11 protein-coding genes are annotated in these 16,452 nt (G+C 47.7%); 7 read left to right on the forward strand and 4 right to left on the reverse strand.

What is annotated here, in order from left to right; genetic code table 11:
• Positions 1–18: 18 nt before the first annotated feature.
• From LEUMU_RS0102775 to LEUMU_RS0102790, 4 genes are read left to right on the forward strand one after another with little or no spacing between them, the layout of a single operon-like run.
• The gene (locus tag LEUMU_RS0102775) at positions 19–1,317 is read left to right on the forward strand and encodes a hypothetical protein (RefSeq protein ID WP_022950756.1); all 1,299 of its coding nucleotides are present in this window, start codon (positions 19–21) and stop codon (positions 1,315–1,317) included.
• Positions 1,304–1,486, forward strand: coding sequence for a hypothetical protein (locus LEUMU_RS0102780; RefSeq protein ID WP_157474238.1), 183 nt, complete (start codon positions 1,304–1,306; stop codon positions 1,484–1,486). The genes LEUMU_RS0102775 and LEUMU_RS0102780 overlap by 14 nt, the downstream gene beginning before the upstream one ends.
• Before the next feature lie 2 nt (positions 1,487–1,488).
• Entirely contained in the window at positions 1,489–1,941 is a 453-nt protein-coding gene (locus LEUMU_RS0102785) for an NfeD family protein (protein WP_022950758.1), read from the forward strand.
• An 11-nt stretch (positions 1,942–1,952) separates the two neighbouring features.
• On the forward strand, positions 1,953–2,804 hold the full coding sequence (locus LEUMU_RS0102790; protein WP_022950759.1) for an SPFH domain-containing protein: 852 nt from the start codon (positions 1,953–1,955) through the stop codon (positions 2,802–2,804).
• Between the two features lie 93 nt (positions 2,805–2,897).
• Here the strand turns inward: LEUMU_RS0102790 and yjgA are convergent, their stop codons facing one another.
• The 4 genes from yjgA to LEUMU_RS27730 all read right to left on the reverse strand — a co-directional run bounded on the left by yjgA (position 2,898) and on the right by LEUMU_RS27730 (position 11,929).
• Entirely contained in the window at positions 2,898–3,437 is a 540-nt protein-coding gene (gene yjgA / locus LEUMU_RS0102795; RefSeq protein WP_022950760.1) for a ribosome biogenesis factor YjgA, read from the reverse strand.
• A 126-nt stretch (positions 3,438–3,563) separates the two neighbouring features.
• Positions 3,564–5,240 carry a hypothetical protein gene (locus LEUMU_RS0102800; protein ID WP_157474240.1) on the reverse strand — a complete coding sequence of 559 codons (1,677 nt, stop codon included), beginning with the start codon at positions 5,238–5,240 and terminating at the stop codon, positions 3,564–3,566.
• Positions 5,241–5,511: 271 nt separating this feature from the next.
• Positions 5,512–7,398 carry a DNA topoisomerase IV subunit B gene (gene parE / locus LEUMU_RS0102810; protein ID WP_022950763.1) on the reverse strand — a complete coding sequence of 629 codons (1,887 nt, stop codon included), beginning with the start codon at positions 7,396–7,398 and terminating at the stop codon, positions 5,512–5,514.
• A 145-nt stretch (positions 7,399–7,543) separates the two neighbouring features.
• Positions 7,544–11,929 (reverse strand): Ig-like domain-containing protein, encoded by a 4,386-nt coding sequence (locus LEUMU_RS27730; RefSeq protein WP_022950764.1) that lies wholly within the window; start codon positions 11,927–11,929, stop codon positions 7,544–7,546.
• Between the two features lie 304 nt (positions 11,930–12,233).
• On the opposite strand from LEUMU_RS27730, the gene murJ reads away from it, so the two are divergent.
• The 3 genes from murJ to LEUMU_RS0102830 are packed head-to-tail and all read left to right on the forward strand — an operon-like array spanning position 12,234 to position 16,441.
• Entirely contained in the window at positions 12,234–13,790 is a 1,557-nt protein-coding gene (gene murJ, locus LEUMU_RS0102820; RefSeq protein ID WP_026744429.1) for a murein biosynthesis integral membrane protein MurJ, read from the forward strand.
• Entirely contained in the window at positions 13,787–15,151 is a 1,365-nt protein-coding gene (locus tag LEUMU_RS0102825; protein ID WP_022950766.1) for a DUF945 family protein, read from the forward strand. The genes murJ and LEUMU_RS0102825 overlap by 4 nt, the downstream gene beginning before the upstream one ends.
• 33 nt (positions 15,152–15,184) lie before the next feature.
• The gene (locus LEUMU_RS0102830) at positions 15,185–16,441 is read left to right on the forward strand and encodes a hypothetical protein (protein ID WP_022950767.1); all 1,257 of its coding nucleotides are present in this window, start codon (positions 15,185–15,187) and stop codon (positions 16,439–16,441) included.
• The last annotated feature ends 11 nt before the right edge of the window (positions 16,442–16,452 follow it).

Here is a 16,452-nt window from a genome sequence, read left to right on the forward strand (position 1 = left end):
AGCCGACTGAGGTAATTTATGACTGCTGAAGTAATAATCTTAAACTCGTCAGGAGTTGCGCTGGCCGCCGATAGCGCGGTGACCATTGGCGGGACTAAAATCTACAACACGGCCATCAAATTGCTGGCCCTCTCCAAGACTGAGCCAGTCGGCATTATGATCTATGGGAATGCCGGTTTGATGGGTGTTCCGTGGGAAATTTTGATCAAGGTTTACCGCACCCAGCTAAAAGATAAAAAGATGGATAAGCTGGAAGACTACGGGGAAGACTTCCTCGATTTTCTGCGAAACCGTTCTGACTTATTCCCCAGCGAGGTAGAGCGCCAGTGGGTCGGTAGCAATGTCTATCGTTACTATAATTTCCTACGCGAAACGCTGGTTAAAAAAGTACAACCAATTATCGAAGCGGGAACGGCCATTGGCGAGCCAGAGGTGGCTAAAGCCTTTGAGGAGTTGATCGACGAAAAGCACAAGATGCTCAGCGAGCAGCCCTATATCAGCGATATGGATAAAGCATTTGAGGCCAAAGCGCGTGAGCACTATGACGAGCTATTTCGCGAGCTGTTGGAATCGACCTTCCAGAACCTCAAACCCAAACGAGGCTATGTCACCAAGCTTTATGATATTGCCATTTACTTGCACACCCGCGTTGCGTTTTCACGCGGTAGCTCGGGATTGGTAATTGCAGGTTATGGCGATACTGAAATTTACCCATCAGTACTGAGTTACGAGCTGGAAGGGATTCTTCGCGGCAAGCTCAAGTATCAGGTGCTGAAGGACAAGTCTAAAAAAATCACCAAATCCAGCGATGCAGCTATCTACCCTTATGCGCAGGAAGATATGGTGAATTTATTCATGAATGGGGTGAATTCACAGATTTTGATGTACCTGCAAACGGCCCTTGGCGGCATGGTAGAGCGTGTGCCTGATTTGATTAAGGATGAGGATTTAAATACAGAATCGCGTTCCGCCGAAGAAATAAAAGATGAGATTGGCTTAAGTTATCGGGCATTGCTGGGTACGTTTTATCAGGACTTTGGTAAGCATATTCGCGACTCGCATATTTCACCGGTCATGAGCATGGTGCGAGTATTGCCTAAAGATGAGCTGGCTGCGATGGCTGAGGCTTTGGTTAATCTAACGGCATTTAAGCGTAAAATGACCAATACGCTGGAGACGGTAGGTGGACCGATTGATGTAGCGGTAATTTCTAAAGGTGATGGTTTGGTTTGGGTGAAGCGCAAGCATTACTTCCCCAGTGAATTGAACGCTAATTTCTATCAGAATTATTTTAGAGGTATCGATGATGACAAATAAATCGACAAAAAAATTCCATTCTGTGGAGCAGCTAAGAGCGGAGCTATTTCCCAATAAGACGGAGTCTCCGGATAAAGCCCATTCAAATCAAAAGCCAGCGGAAGAGGCTGAGATTTTGGCCAATAAGCTGATTGAAGATCTGATGCGCCCATTAAAGAAAAGGGCTTAAGTATGGAAATGCAAATCCTGTATTGGCATTGGATTGTGCTGGGTATTGGCTTGATGGCGATTGAGATTGTTTTGCCATCATTTGTTGCTTTGTGGTTTGGTGCAGCAGCTGTGTTGGTTGGTATTTTAGTGCTGATTATGCCAAGTCTGCCACTGGCCTTGCAAGTGTTGTTCTGGGTACTGTTTGCAGTATTGTTCACTTGGCTCTGGTTTAAATATATGCAGCCACTAGCTAAAGATAGAACCAAGGCGGGCTTGTCGCGCGAAGCGATTGTTGGTGAAACCGGACAAGTATTAAGTGCTCCAACTAGTGATCGTCGTGGCGTATTACGTTTTTCAGCGCCGATTTTAGGTGCAGATGAGTGGCAGTTTATCTGTGATGATGCTGTAAGCCCTGGTGACCGCGTCAGAGTCATTGATATCTCAGGTAACAGTTTGATCGTTAACAAGGTTTGAGGAGTTAGAAAATGTTAGATGCAGGTTTAATTATGGCCTTGGCATTATTGTTTATTGTTGCAATGACGATCGCCAAAGGTGTGAGACTAGTGCCGCAAGGTTATAAATGGGTTGTGCAGCGTTTGGGTAAATACCATTCCACGCTCCAGCCGGGTTTGAATATTGTGATTCCGTTTGTGGATACGGTATCTCATAAGGTAACAACTAAAGATATCGTATTGGATATCCCATCGCAGGAAGTTATCACTCGTGATAATGCTGTGATCGTGGCTAATGCAGTGGCGTATATCAATATCGTCGCGCCTGAAAAAGCAGTATACGGCGTTGAGAACTACGTCGTGGCGATTCAAACGCTAGTGCAAACCTCACTGCGTTCGATTATCGGTGAAATGGATTTAGACTCGGCCTTGTCATCACGTGATCTGATTAAGTCTAAGCTGAAGGGTATGATTTCAGATGATATCTCCGACTGGGGTATTGTGCTGAAAACGGTTGAGATTCAGGATATTAATCCGTCCGGAACCATGCAGCATGCGATGGAAGAACAAGCCGCTGCCGAACGTGCCAGACGTGCCACGGTAACGCGTGCAGAAGGTGAGAAGGCTGCGCAAATATTGGAAGCTGATGGGCGATTAGAGGCATCTCGTCGTGATGCTCAGGCGCAGGTTATCTTGGCTGAGGCGAGCAAGCGGTCGATTGAGATGGTGGCCTCTGCAATTGGTGAAGAGCAATTGCCCGTTATGTACTTGCTGGGTGAAAAATATGTAGGCACCTTGGAAAGGCTAGCCTCATCACCTAATAGCAAGTCGATTGTATTCCCGGCGGATATCCCGTCAGCCATAAAGGGTATGATGGGTAAGTAGGACATTACAGTTTAAGTAAGCTTTAAATAGAAACGGCGGGCAGTCCTGAAATGGATTGCCCGCCGTTTTTGTATTCTAAATGAATGCTAGCGCTTAGCTATCATCGGATTCCTTGGCTTCTTTTTCATCTACCAGTTCATCCAGATATTTGAAGATAAGCCGTGAGGATTTAGGTGGCTTATTGTCTTTAACTTCTTTGTTGGCATTACGAATCAGTTGGCGCAGATACTGCACATCACAATTCTCAAATTCTCCAACTAGCTCGGTGAGCAGGGCGTTGTCACCGCCAATTAGCTTGTCGCGCCATTGCTCTATGCGGTGCAAACGCTCAACCGCTCGTCGCTGTGGCATCGCTAAGCGATCCATCATATCCGTCATTTCATCCGCTTCATCCTGAGTGATTTTCCCAGACATATAACGGATATGACGTTGCAGTGCGCCACGCTCAATGCGCCTGGCCAACTCAAAATCGACCCGCATGGTCTCTGACATCGGAACCAGTGGAAACTGACTTTTTGGCAGATCAATCACGCGCTTGATCACTTCCTGCAGTTTCTTAAGTTCGATTTTGATCAGTGTTTTATTCGGACGTTCAGCGTAAGTGAACTCCTGTGTTTCTTCATCCCAAGGCATTATTCACGTTCATGTTGTTAATACTAGCCCTCAAGTCTAGCACTTTTGGGCGGCGATACCAGCTTAGCGCAGATATAAAAAAGGCGGAGCCATCAGACTCCGCCTTTTTCAATCATTTGCTTAAGATTAACGAGCCCGTAGGTAGTTCATCATTGCGCGGTATTTCGCTGAGTTTGGATTCTCAGGACGTTCCAGCATCGCAAAGTAATTGCGGTTATCAATGTTAGAGATACCGTTGAAGTGCATCATCATGCCAGCACCGCTACGCTTCCAGGCTTGCAGGTACTGCTGGTATGCCTGAATCATGCGAGGGTCACGGTTTGCTTTAGAGAACAGCTCAAAGATCTTCTCGTCGCGGATAACGTGTGCGCCATCAACGCGTAGCAAATGTTGACCACCTTCATACGCCAGCAATTTAACGCCGTATTTTTTGGTCACTGCTACGTTAGGGTCGATACGGTTCTTGACTGCACGAGGAATCGCGCCACCAGGAATGCCATCATTGATCAAGTTACCTTGCAGTATTTCTCTGAACAGATTGTTCATGCCCGCTTGGCCAGAATGCGCCCACTGTGTTAACAGAGCACGGTTTTCAATGCGCGCAATGTAGTCACCAAAGTAAGGTGCGATACCGTAAGCATCGATGCGGCTGGCACAATTACCACCGGCTAATGGGCAGCTTAACGCTTCTTCAGCCATGGCAGGTGCGCCGGCATAAGCAGACAGTACGCAAACAACGCGGTGCTTTTGATTGCCGAATACTTGCTTCCAGATGTCACACATTTCAGCGGTGCGTATGGCGTTCCAGTTCAGTGCTAAGCGAAGGTTACGAGAACCTTGGTTTAGCTTTGAATAAGCCGTTGGCCAGCGCTTTAAACCTTCACGCGTTGCATAATGGGTCGCTGGGTACATGTAGTTCCAGATTTCATTGGAGTTTTCTACATACACTTTCAGACCTGGATTCAGGCGTTGCTTAACCACTTGTGCAAAGCGGTAATAGAATGTGTTGTCAGCCATATGTGGCATGGAGAACCAAGGTGCCGAACGAACAGTGTTCGACAGGTCAACCATTGTCTCAACCGGCATGCCGGCATTGCCACTGTAGAACGCATGGTTTGGTGTAGTGCGTTGTTCCCAACGGCTTACCAGCGTGTCTTTAGTGTTCTGCCAAGGCATGAAGCGAATCGAGTGGAATGGCTTCATGGTGTTGATGTAGTCAGGATTGAACGGCTGACGAGCAACAGTGTTCACAAAGCGCTTAGGAACGACCTTGATGTTGCGAATGTAGTTGCCCGGATTAATGCGGGTAATGTGCAGACGCAGGTTGCGCTTGGTCGATTTAAGGTTGAACTCAATTCGGCCAGGCTGTTGCAGTGTGATATCTATATCACCGTGCGGCTTGATATCGGCATCACCGGTATAAGTAACTACGTATTCGCCTAGCGTGAAGAACTCACCTAAATCCCAGATCGCATTGATCGAGGTATAAATTGGTGCTTCGCCAGCCGTTGGTAAGCGCATTGGCCAACCAAAGCGGTCAACTTTCACTTTCTCCGATTCACCGGTATTAAATGATTGTTTCTTGCTGCAACCAGGGTCTAATGGGCGATCATTCTGCCAGTCGTAGTTACAAGAGGTTATCCAGCCACGGGCCAGCTTAAATTTATCATTTAGTGGGTTAGAGACTGAAATCTGAGCCAGTCCACTCGTGTTGTAACCCAGACGATCGCCAGGATTGGCATTCGCGATCCCTGCGAGGGCCAGTAGTGCCACGCCGAGTCCTAGGTTGCGGAAACTTTTCATCACAAACTCCTTGTTCATCTGTCGCTGATTTCCTTGTTTTTGTATACAGACCTTATCCGTTGTCGTGATGTGGGCACGAGCGTCAAGGTTTGACTTGCGTTAATCGGAATTATTTTCATATGGCCAAGCTTGTCAGCTTGTTGGGGGAGCAAGTTAACAGAGTCGGCCATTCTAAGGTCACTCAACCATTGGTCAATCCCCGAGGATTTAAGTTCACCAATCATCGGTCGGTCACCGGACGCTGCCGAGTATGACATATTTACACACATCATCAAATAATTGCTAAATTACCCTTGCTCTCAAGCCATGCCTTACGGTCGCCCGAACGCTTTTTAGCCAAAAGCATATCCATCGTGGCATCGGCTTGTTCAGGATTATCCAAGGTTAGCTGGATTAAACGACGCGTATCCGGAGCCATTGTGGTCTCTCTAAGCTGGCCCGGATTCATCTCACCCAGACCCTTAAAGCGAGTCACAGAAATTTTGCCTTTGGTTTTCTGTGATTCGATGCGAGCCATGATGGCTTGACGCTCTTCTTCGTCCAATGCGTATTCAATTTGCTTACCGATATCAACGCGGTACAGCGGTGGCATAGCAATATAAATGTGCCCGGCGCTCACTAATGGTCGGAAATGCTTCACAAACAAAGCGCAAATTAGAGTAGCGATGTGCGCACCATCTGAGTCAGCATCAGCCAGAATGCAAATTTTACCGTAGCGCAGGCTTTCCAAGTTATCAGAGCCAGGCTCCACACCGACTGCGACTGAAATATCATGAATTTCCTGAGAGCCCAGTACCTGATCGGAGTCTACTTCCCACGTATTCAGTATTTTACCACGCAGTGGCATAATCGCCTGAAACTCACGGTCGCGCGCTTGCTTGGCAGAGCCTCCCGCTGAGTCTCCCTCTACCAGAAATAGCTCGGTCATGCTCAAATCCTGAGACGAGCAATCCGCTAATTTTCCGGGGAGTGCAGGGCCAGAAGCGACCTTTTTACGAATCACTTTTTTGCTGGCTTTCTGGCGAACCTGTGCGTTGTTGATAATGTGTTCAGCAATCTGATCACCAATATCCGGATGTTGGTTCAGATACAAACTAAAGGCATCTTTGAGCGCAGAGGAAACAAAGCTGGCGGCATTGCGTGAAGACAAGCGCTCTTTGGTTTGACCGGCAAACTGTGGCTCACTCATCTTGTAAGAAAGGATGAAACTAATACGGTCCCAAACATCATCCGGGGCAATTTTGATGCCGCGTGGTAACAAATTCCGGAATTCGCAATACTCACGCAACGCATCCGTTAAGCCGCTACGCAAACCATTAACATGCGTACCATCTTGCGTCGTTGGGATCAGGTTGACGTAACTTTCTTGTGTCAGGTCGCCACCTTCAGGTAGCCAAGCAATTGCCCATTCAGCGGCTTCTTGTTCGGTATTTAACACGCCGGTAAAAGGGTCTTCCGGAATGCTGATAAATTCTTTAATCGAGTCGATCAGGTAGTCTTTCAGACCATCTTCATAAAACCATTCAGTGGTTTCACTTTTGGCTTCTTCGACAAAGGTAATGTGTAGCCCTGGACATAGCACGGCTTTGGCGCGCAAGTTATGCTTAAGGCGAGTTACTGAGAATTTAACGCTGTCGAAATACTGGGCATTGGGCCAGAAGTGTAGGGTAGTGCCAGTATTTTTCTTGCCGACCTTACCGATCACTTCAAGGTCAGTCGCCTTGTTACCGTTTTCAAAGGTCATTTGATATTCAAGACCATCGCGGCGGATACGCACATCCAGTAGTAGCGACAGTGCATTAACGACCGAGACACCTACACCATGCAAACCACCTGAGAACTGGTAGTTTTTATCAGAGAATTTACCACCGGCGTGCAAAGTACACAGGATAACTTCGATACCCGGCAGCTTTTTGTCCGGATGAATATCCACGGGCATGCCACGACCGTTATCCGCAACTGAAAGCGAGCCATCACTATGCAAGGTCACATGGATTTTGTTGGCGTAACCGGAAACCGCTTCATCAACACTGTTATCTATAACTTCCTGAGCAAGGTGGTTGGGGCGTGAGGTGTCAGTATACATTCCAGGCCGCTTTCGCACCGGATCAAGGCCACTTAATACTTCAATTGCTGAGGCGTTATATTCGCTCGTCATAGACTTCCAGAACTGCTTGAAAAACGAAGAAAATAGCGTTTCTGTGAGGTTAGGTAAAGGCTTATCTTGACGGAATCACAAAAAAGGCCCGCAACATAAGCTGCGGGCCTTAGGTCATAAGGTATTTCTACCCTATGGATTGGGGTTAGTTAATGTTGACAGTGATGATGCTGTCTGCGGTGCCGCCGTTACCATCAGAAACCGTAATGTATATGGTATCTGAGATGGTCGCTTCTCTCGGCGTGTATTGCAGTGTTGTTCCGCTAAAGGTGATGACTCCACCGAGAGCATCAGCCACTGCTACATAGACACTGTCCCCATCTGCATCAGATAGGTAGCTTGCAATATCCATCGTTGTTGTTCCGGATGGGCTGGCGGTGAGTGTCGGAATGGCCCCAACTACAGGAGAGCTGTTGTCATTCTTAACATCAATGTCCACCCGCTCAGTTGCTACGTTGCCGTTGCCGTCTGATGCTTCGTAATAAAAAACGTCTGAGCCAATATAGCCGGCGTTTGCTGTGTAGATAACAGTGTCACCACTTATAACCGCTGTACCGTTACTTGGTGGAGTTGTGATTCCAGTAAGCGTCAGAGTATCTCCGTCAGGGTCACTATCATCTGCGAGCACGCGGATAGTCACAGGGAAGTATCCTTGAATTGCCGCGTAGTTCGGGCTCAGCGTCGGCGCTTGGTTAGTGTTTGCTGCGACAGTTACAGTTACCGTTGCTGTTGCAGTTCCACCGTCAGCATCGCACGCAGTGTAAACAAATGAATCAGTACCTGAGAAGCCGTCATATGGTGTATAGCTGATCTGTGTTCCTGAGGTCAAAATATTGACATAACCACCCGTTGGGTTAGAGGCAATACCTGTTACACAGGTAAGCGTTCCATCTGGATCAGAGTCATTGGCTGCAACATTAATCGTAACCGGTGTTTCAAAAGCAGTTTCTGCAGTATCGTCTACAGCGATTGGTGGTACATTCACGGCTGCATTTACATTAACCGTTGCATTGGCTGTCGCGGTATTACCCTCGCCATCACTAACTGTGTAAGTGTAGGTGTCAACGCCAGTGAATCCGGTGGCAGGGGTATATGTAATACTGCCACTTGTGTTTGTAGTTACCGAGCCGCCCTGTGTGGGTGAAGATACTGTTGTGATAGTTAATTTATCGTTCTCAGGGTCACTATCGTTTAGCAATACATCCATTGTGATGGCGGTGTTGAGCGGTGTTGTCACTTCATCATCGATCAGTGTCGGTGCCTTGTTCGTCGCCTCTACAGTGACCATCACGGTTGCAGTTTGAGTGCCGCCGTTACCGTCTGTAATGGTGTAGTCAAAAATGTCTGAGCCAAAGAATCCAGGCTTTGGCGTGTAAACGATGCTGTCGCCACTAATAACTGCCGTACCATTAATTGGACTATTGGTGCTCTCGATACTAATAGAGTCACCGTCTGGGTCACTGTCATTGCTCATCACATCGATTGTGATTGGCGTGTCTTGTGGTGTTGTACGAGAGTCGTTTGTTGCGATCGGTGCGGTATTGACGCTAGTAACATCCACAGTAACTGTTGCTGCGCTAGTTAGGCCATCAGGATCAGTGATTGTGTAAGTAAATGTGTCAGTGCCAACAAAGCCACTATTCGGGGTGTAGACAATGTTAGTGCCACTAATTACCGCAGTTCCACTTTTCGGAGCATCATTGCTTTCGATGCTAATGGTATCGCTATCTGGGTCGCTATCATTGCTCATTACGTCAATAGTGATAGCGGTATCTTCTGGCGTTGAGCGGCTGTCGTCTGCTGCCAGTGGAGCAGTATTAACGTTAGTAACATTGACGGTTACCAGAGCCGTTGCAGTGCTGCCATCGGGGTCGGTAATAGTATAGTTAAAACTATCAGTGCCGGTGTAGCCACTGTTTGGCGTATAGATGATGTTACTACCACTAATTACAGCGGTACCGAACTTCGGTGTATCGTTGCTTTCGATTGTAACGGCATCGCCATCTGGATCGCTATCATTACTCAATACATCAATGGTGACATCCGTATCTTCTGGGGTAGAGCGAGTGTCGCCAGTTGCCACTGGAGCAGAGTTAACGTTGCTCACCGTCACTGTTACCGTGGCAGTTGCTGTGTTGTTGCTTGAGTCTCTAACCGTGTAATCAAACGTTTCAGTACCAACAAAATCGGCTTCAGGTGTATAGATGATATTGTTACCAGAAATTATCGCCGTACCGTGTGCCGGAACGTCAACATCGGCTAGGGTCAGTGTGTCGCCATCCGGATCAGTATCATTGTTTAATGCTGTGATAGTGACGGGTGTGACTTCTGGAGTACTGGCCGTATCATTAACCGGTGTCGGAGCCAAATTCACATCGGTTACAGTAATCGTTACCGTTTCGGTAATCACTTCGCCATTACCATCGCTTACCGTGTAAGTGAAGCTATCGGTGCCAAAGTAATCTTTGGTTGGTGTGTACTGCACTTGAGTGCCAACAATCTGCACAGTTCCGTGCATGGCGCTGCCAACTTCCTGAAGCGTTAAAGTATCGCCGTCCGGGTCGGTGTCATTGGCTAATACATCAACCAATACTGCGGTATTTTCCAGTGTTGTCGCACTGTCTGGCATTGTTGTTGGGGCGTAATTTACTGTATCAGGCACAGTCACATTTACGGTCGAGGTAATCTCATTACCGTTGCGATCTGTAACCGTATAAGTGAATGAGTCTGGTCCGGAGTAACCAGGCGTTGGAATATAACGAACTTTATCGCCAACGACGGTTGCCGTTCCGTGTGCCGGTTGAGATACGCGAACTAGCATTACGCCTTCGCTATCATTTTCCAGCACGCTAATCATATTGTCGCGACTGTTAATGGTAACTTGATCGTCTTTAGTCTGCTGTGCAGAACGAGTACTGTACGTGCTGATCGTTTTGTTGTGCTTAATGGTGTTGTGCAGCGCTCGCTTAATCCAGATTGGTGCAGACGGCACAGACTCTGTTTTCCATACGAAGCGCGACGGAGTGCCCGGAGATGCAGGAATCGCCGGAATAGCAGCGCGGCCAGCTTGTCCCGCACGACCTGGTCTGGCTGGTTGCGCCGGAGTCGCTGGACGTCCTTCTTGTACTAATACATTCTTGTACTCAACTTTGCGGCCATTGGCTTGGCGAATAGAGCGCTCAGTAACATATTCCAAATCGACACGACGGTTCTTAAAGTCTTGGTCGTTGCGATCATATTTTGGACTGCCTTTACCTAAGCCACGTGCGATCAAGTGCTCAGGATTGAAGCCTTGCTCAATCAGGTAAGCGCGAACTGCATTAGCACGTTTCTCCGATAAGCGTTGATCGTATACTGGGTCGCCCATACCACAAGTATTACCGGTGATACGTACAGCGCCTAAGTAACCGTGGCCACGAATCTGCGACACAATTTTATCCAGATTGCGGGTGGCTGATTGGGTTAGAACGGCTGAGTTCAACTTAAAGAATGTTTCATTCTCCAGTTTCATGGTTGTTTTAACGAATTCGTGACCAGCTGTTTTTACTGCACGGCGCTCATATTTTGCAGGGATTGCTGCTTGTGCTGGTCTGGCTGGTTGAGCGGCGATTGCTTGGATAGCCGGAATTGCGGCAACACCAGCGCGGCCAGCACGTGGCGGAGTACCTGGGATTTCAACACGTTGACGACGAACTGATGACGCTGATTGGAAGGCACCATTGCCGCCAAACTCATAGCGATAACCTAAGCGGGCGTTGTAGTCAGTATCACTACTTGCGTTGCCACCACTGTTGTGACTGCCAGAAACATCGACCGTGATGCTGTGAGGGGAATCTTGGAAGAACTGCTCAATACCGGCAGAGATAGTGGCCTGCGCAGGACGATCTTCATCATCAGCGTAATCAGTACCAAACTCATAATCCAAGCCACCACGTACACGGGTGAGGGTGCTATCAAAGAAAGTACCTACTTCAGCGCCAACGCCATAGTCATAGGCACGAGTCGTCACATCGCCATTGACGATATCATCGCCTAAACCTTTGCTGACTTGTGCGGACCAGAACAGGTCCTCGTATTCCTGACCGTAACCGACGCTTACTTTTGCCTGATCATCATCATTGCGGTCATAAGCTCCAAAGACCTTATGTACAGTGTCTGCAGTCTGAGGATTACCATTAGTCCACTGGTGGTTGAGCTTGGCACCGCCACCTTTGAAGCCTTTATCGCCGTTATCATCATCTTTGACTTTATAGCCAAACCACGCTTCCGCGCTGGTGGCACTGCTATCATCTTCATGAACGATTTGATTGATATCGACCTGGCCCTGTAGGTGGCGGTCAACGCTCACGCCAATGCGGGTGTTAGCACCAACATAACCAAGACTTCCGGAGTCCGCCATATTGTCACGGGATTCATCTCCATTTAGCTGTACAGTGGGGCCAGCTTGAAGTTGAGTTGATAAAACAGCGATGGAGCAGAAAACCGGGGCCACCCGGCGTAATCCACGTAACGGTCGATTATTTCTCTTCATTATGTCAATGCTCATTTTTTTTATTATTAATTCGGGGGTATTTATCACTTGGGTGCCATTTAAGGGGAGTGATAAAGAAGGGGCAAGAAAAAAGAGCGTAACAGCGTTAACTTTTTGATAAGTGGAAATATCAAGGTCTGCCAGAAAGGTATAGTGTGCAGTTATTTTACGTTTATTAAGCCTGGCAGTGCCTAGTTAAATTCTCGCTGAATTAGCCAGGCAGCGGCTATTGTTGGCTAACTTTTTTCGCTGGCTTGTGTAGAATGCGCTATCTCTTTGTTTACTAACATCCGGACCTCCGTTTATGAGTCGATTATTCCGTTCAGGAATTGCCATTAGTATTATGACCTTGCTGTCACGGGTGTTAGGCTTGGTACGCGATGCGGTATACGCCAACTACTTTGTAATGGGTAGTGCGATGGATGCCTTTTTGGTCGCCTTCCGCATTCCGAATTTAATGCGTCGCTTGTCTGCTGAAGGTGCTTTCTCGCTGGCTTTTATACCGGTCCTTTCAGAGTATAAAGAGCAACGTAGCCAAGAAGAGCTTAAAGACCTGATTAATCATGTTGCGGGTATGATGGGCTTAATCCTGTTCGTGGTCTCTCTGATTGCCGTGGTAGCCGCACCATTATTAATGATGGTATTCGCGCCGGGCTTTGAAACCAAGCCCGATGCGGAACCTGAACTTGCTGCTTACTTACTTAGAATCACCGCGCCCTACATGCTGTTTATTTCACTAGCGGCATTTTTCAGTAGCATTCTAAATACCTTCGGCAATTTTGCAGTACCGGCCTTTACACCAGTATTACTCAATGTGGTGATGATCGCTGCTGCCATTTGGTGGGCACCACGTTTTGAGCAGCCTGTTGAAGCATTGGCATGGGGCGTTTTTATCGGTGGTCTTGCACAGGCAGCCTTTCAGTTGCCTTATTTGCAAAAGCTTGGCTTGGTGCCACGTTTTAGTTTTAAGCGTGGCCATGAGGGTGTTAAGCGCATTCTGAAGCTGATGGCACCGGCCTTAGTTGGCTCATCTGCCGCTCAGCTTAATATCACCATTAATACCATGATTGCCTCATTGCTAGCTGCCGGAAGTATTAGCTGGCTGTACTTCTCTGATCGCTTTGTGGAGTTCCCGCTTGCATTGATTGGGGTGGCGATTGGTACGGTGATTTTGCCCAAGTTATCGGGTGATCATGCCAATGCACAAGGCGCGGCTTTTTCCAAAACATTAGATTGGGCAATGCGCTTATCGCTGTTGGTGTCGATTCCGGCCACATTGGGCTTGATGGTATTGGCTGTGCCGATTTTAGCGACAGTAATTGATAATGGCGTTAACGGTTGGCACGATGTAGAAATGGCAAGCTTAAGCTTGATGACCTACGCACTCGGTTTGCCCGCCTTTATTATGGTGAAAGTGTTAGCGCCCGGTTTTTATTCCAGACAAGATACCCGAACTCCAGTACGTATCGGATTGATCTCCATTGGCGCAAATATTGTCTGCAATCTGGTGATCGTATTGCCTTGGTATAAGTTGGGATACATTGGCCCACATGCGGGTTTAGCCCTCTCCACCGCAATTTCTGGCTTTGTGAATGCCGGTCTATTATTTAAAGGTTTATACAGTCAGAAAATTGTAGGGCAAACAGAAGGCTGGCCAGTGTTCTTAATTAAGATCGTAGTGGCTTCGGTATTGATGGCTTTGGTCGTGCTCTACATAAATCCGAGTGATAGTTGGTGGCAAGCCTCTGGCGTATTCTTGAAGATTGGGGCGCTGGGTGGCTTAGTATTGAGTGCAATGATTGCGTATTTACTGGCGATTCTGGCCATGGGTATTCGCCCAAAACAGTTACTGAGACTATGAATCGACTACTGGCTTTTGTATTAATTATCTTCCTCACACTGGTCATGCTGTGGGGAAGTAGCAGTTGGTATTTTGCCAAGGTCACGCGTGAGGCTTTTGATGCCTACTTGCAGCAAGCCGAAGCTGTTCCTCAGTTGCTTGATATTGAATTGCTTGATTACAAAGAAACGTTAACTGGCGCTCAAGTACGCTTAACGGTGAATACTCCCGTTGCAGCAATGGCAGGGCAGGTTGGGGAGGTTCATTTAGTGGCGCGCTCGTTAAATGGGCCGGTACTAATCACTGATTCTGGCATTCGCTTTGGGACATCGCGGTGGCAAATTACCGTGGATGAAGCTGAAGATGCGGTAGTGGCTAACACGCTGCGCTCAGTATTTGACGGCGAGTTGCCACAAATTTCTGCCTATTTCGACTTTTTTGATCAGCTACATTTGGATTTCAGTGCACGGCAATTTATCGGTGCAGAATGGCAAGCCAAGGCTATTCACCTGCAAACACAGCTTGGATTATTAAGCGGCGGATATCAGGCCGAGGCCACTGCCAAAAGTGTCAATTGGCGACGGGGTGAGGTGTCGATTAGCGCACCCGACATTCGCTTTGACGTGAATCGTGTCGCACCTCAGCAGGGTCTGGGTGCAGAAGCGAATGCGGCCGTGATCGATTTTCTGTCTGAGAGCCTGAGGTTAAAACTAGCAGGTGCCTCTTCAGGAGTGCCACTAAATCTCCGCAGTCGTAGTTCATTGTGGCTTAATAATGATACATTAAGCGGGGATCTAGATTTAACGGTTAAAAATCCTACACTGAACGACGACCAAGATGGTCTGCTAAGTGTTCAATTCCGCGATTGGCGTACAGAGGGTTTGCTGGCCTATTGGCGATTACAGTCGCAGCGTGCCAGCTTATTGCAGCAGGCTGAATGGGCGCTGGAAGAAGTTGATACTCCCGAGCAACAAGACTTTTTATGGCGTCTGCTTGATAAAGCTGATCGTATTGAACAAAAGCTGGGGCAACATCTTTGGCAGTCGCTACTGGTCGCTGAGCGCAGTAGCTTGGATCTCAATGTTGGATTAAGGCAGGCAGGTTTGGCGATTGCTCAGCTCAATGTGAAAGGGGCCGCTAGAACATTTAATCAACACGCCGGCTTGCAGCTTGAAGGGGATTTTAGGGTAGATCGGCAAACACTTAGCCCTCGTTGGCAGTCGTTAATGATGCGCTGGCAGCGGCGTTTGTGGCTGCGACAATATGAGAATGAATACGAAGCGGATATCAAGTTGCGAGATCAGCAGCTACTAATCAATGCCTTTCGGGTGTCAGCCAGTCAACTAGCGGCTGAACTAAAGCGCATAGTGGCTGACCAATAAAAAATACTTTGGACAATAAAACAGATAAATAATATGGCAAATCAAAGACGAGTGAAAAATTGGCTGGCAGGATTAGTATTTCTGCTGTCAGCGACCGGCATGTCAAATGCAGTTGCAGGCGTTTGGACCGCACAAAACCAGTGGTCGCAAGCGTGGGAAGTTAAGTATCAACAATGGGTCGCACAGAATTTTAAAACGGATTTCTTTATGGATCCGAAGAAGCCGGCTTACTACCAGTTGTCTCACGATTGTGCTGATGCGATTTACTTTATGCGTCTGGCGTTTGCCTATGAGAATAAACTGCCGTTTGCCATTAACAATATTATGCGCAAAGGCGAGTTTCTAGATAACAATATGCGCACTTGGGATGGCCAATCAGAAGTTCAGCGCGTGCGCAGCTTTATGAAATATGTGGCAGATCGCGTGGGGACTCGTTCTTTGCATTTGGATACTTATCCGGTTGCCTTGGCAGACCTGAAAGCAGGGGATGTGTATGTTGAGCCGGGCTCACACTCTTATATTCTGACTGGAATTACGGAGACCGGTGTTACCTCTATTTTGAGTTCAACCACACCCGCATCACCTAAGCACATGGTTCACCTTTACGCTTTTCCATTCTTCATTCCTCAGGACAAAGCTAATATGCGGGATGGTTACCGTCGTTTTAAGTGGCCACAAATGGTGGCTAAGCCGATGCAGCAGCAGCCAGGCTTTAGCGCTGAGCAATACCAGATTGCAGAAAACGTGCAATATAACTATGTCGCATTCACCGATATTGTTGCCCAAAAATTGCGCCGTCGTCCGGAGCCACTCCAAGAAAAAGCAACGCGTGTGCTTTATGGTTTATGCGCTTTTGCTAAAGAGCGAGTGAACTATGTCAACGATGGTTTGAATCACTTGCGTAAGATCCGTTCACAAGGTCGCCAGTGTATGAATCGCACCGAGTATGATTATTACTCCACGCCATCACGTGATAAGCGCCTGAAGATGTATTTTAATGAAGTGGAAAAGATTGCTTATGCCGGTGGTGCATTGAAGCGTAATGAGATTTCTATCGAGTTATTAGCGCGTGCGATTTTCCATCCGGAAATTCCGGGCCACCTGAATGCTGAGCTGAATAAGTTCTGTGGGTTGGCGGCCTATCCAACTAATCAGAATCGTTCCATCAACTTGCGTCAATTATGGGGCAATCTGAAAGCGGGTAGGGTATCATCCGACCCCCACGCAAGTATTGAAAACCGTTGGGGTCTCAGTAGCACTCCATATCGGGCAACCTGCCCGACGTATTAGTAGGAAGTAGT

This window comes from Leucothrix mucor DSM 2157 (assembly GCF_000419525.1).
In the GTDB taxonomy this organism is placed as follows: Bacteria; Pseudomonadota; Gammaproteobacteria; order Thiotrichales; family Thiotrichaceae; genus Leucothrix; species Leucothrix mucor.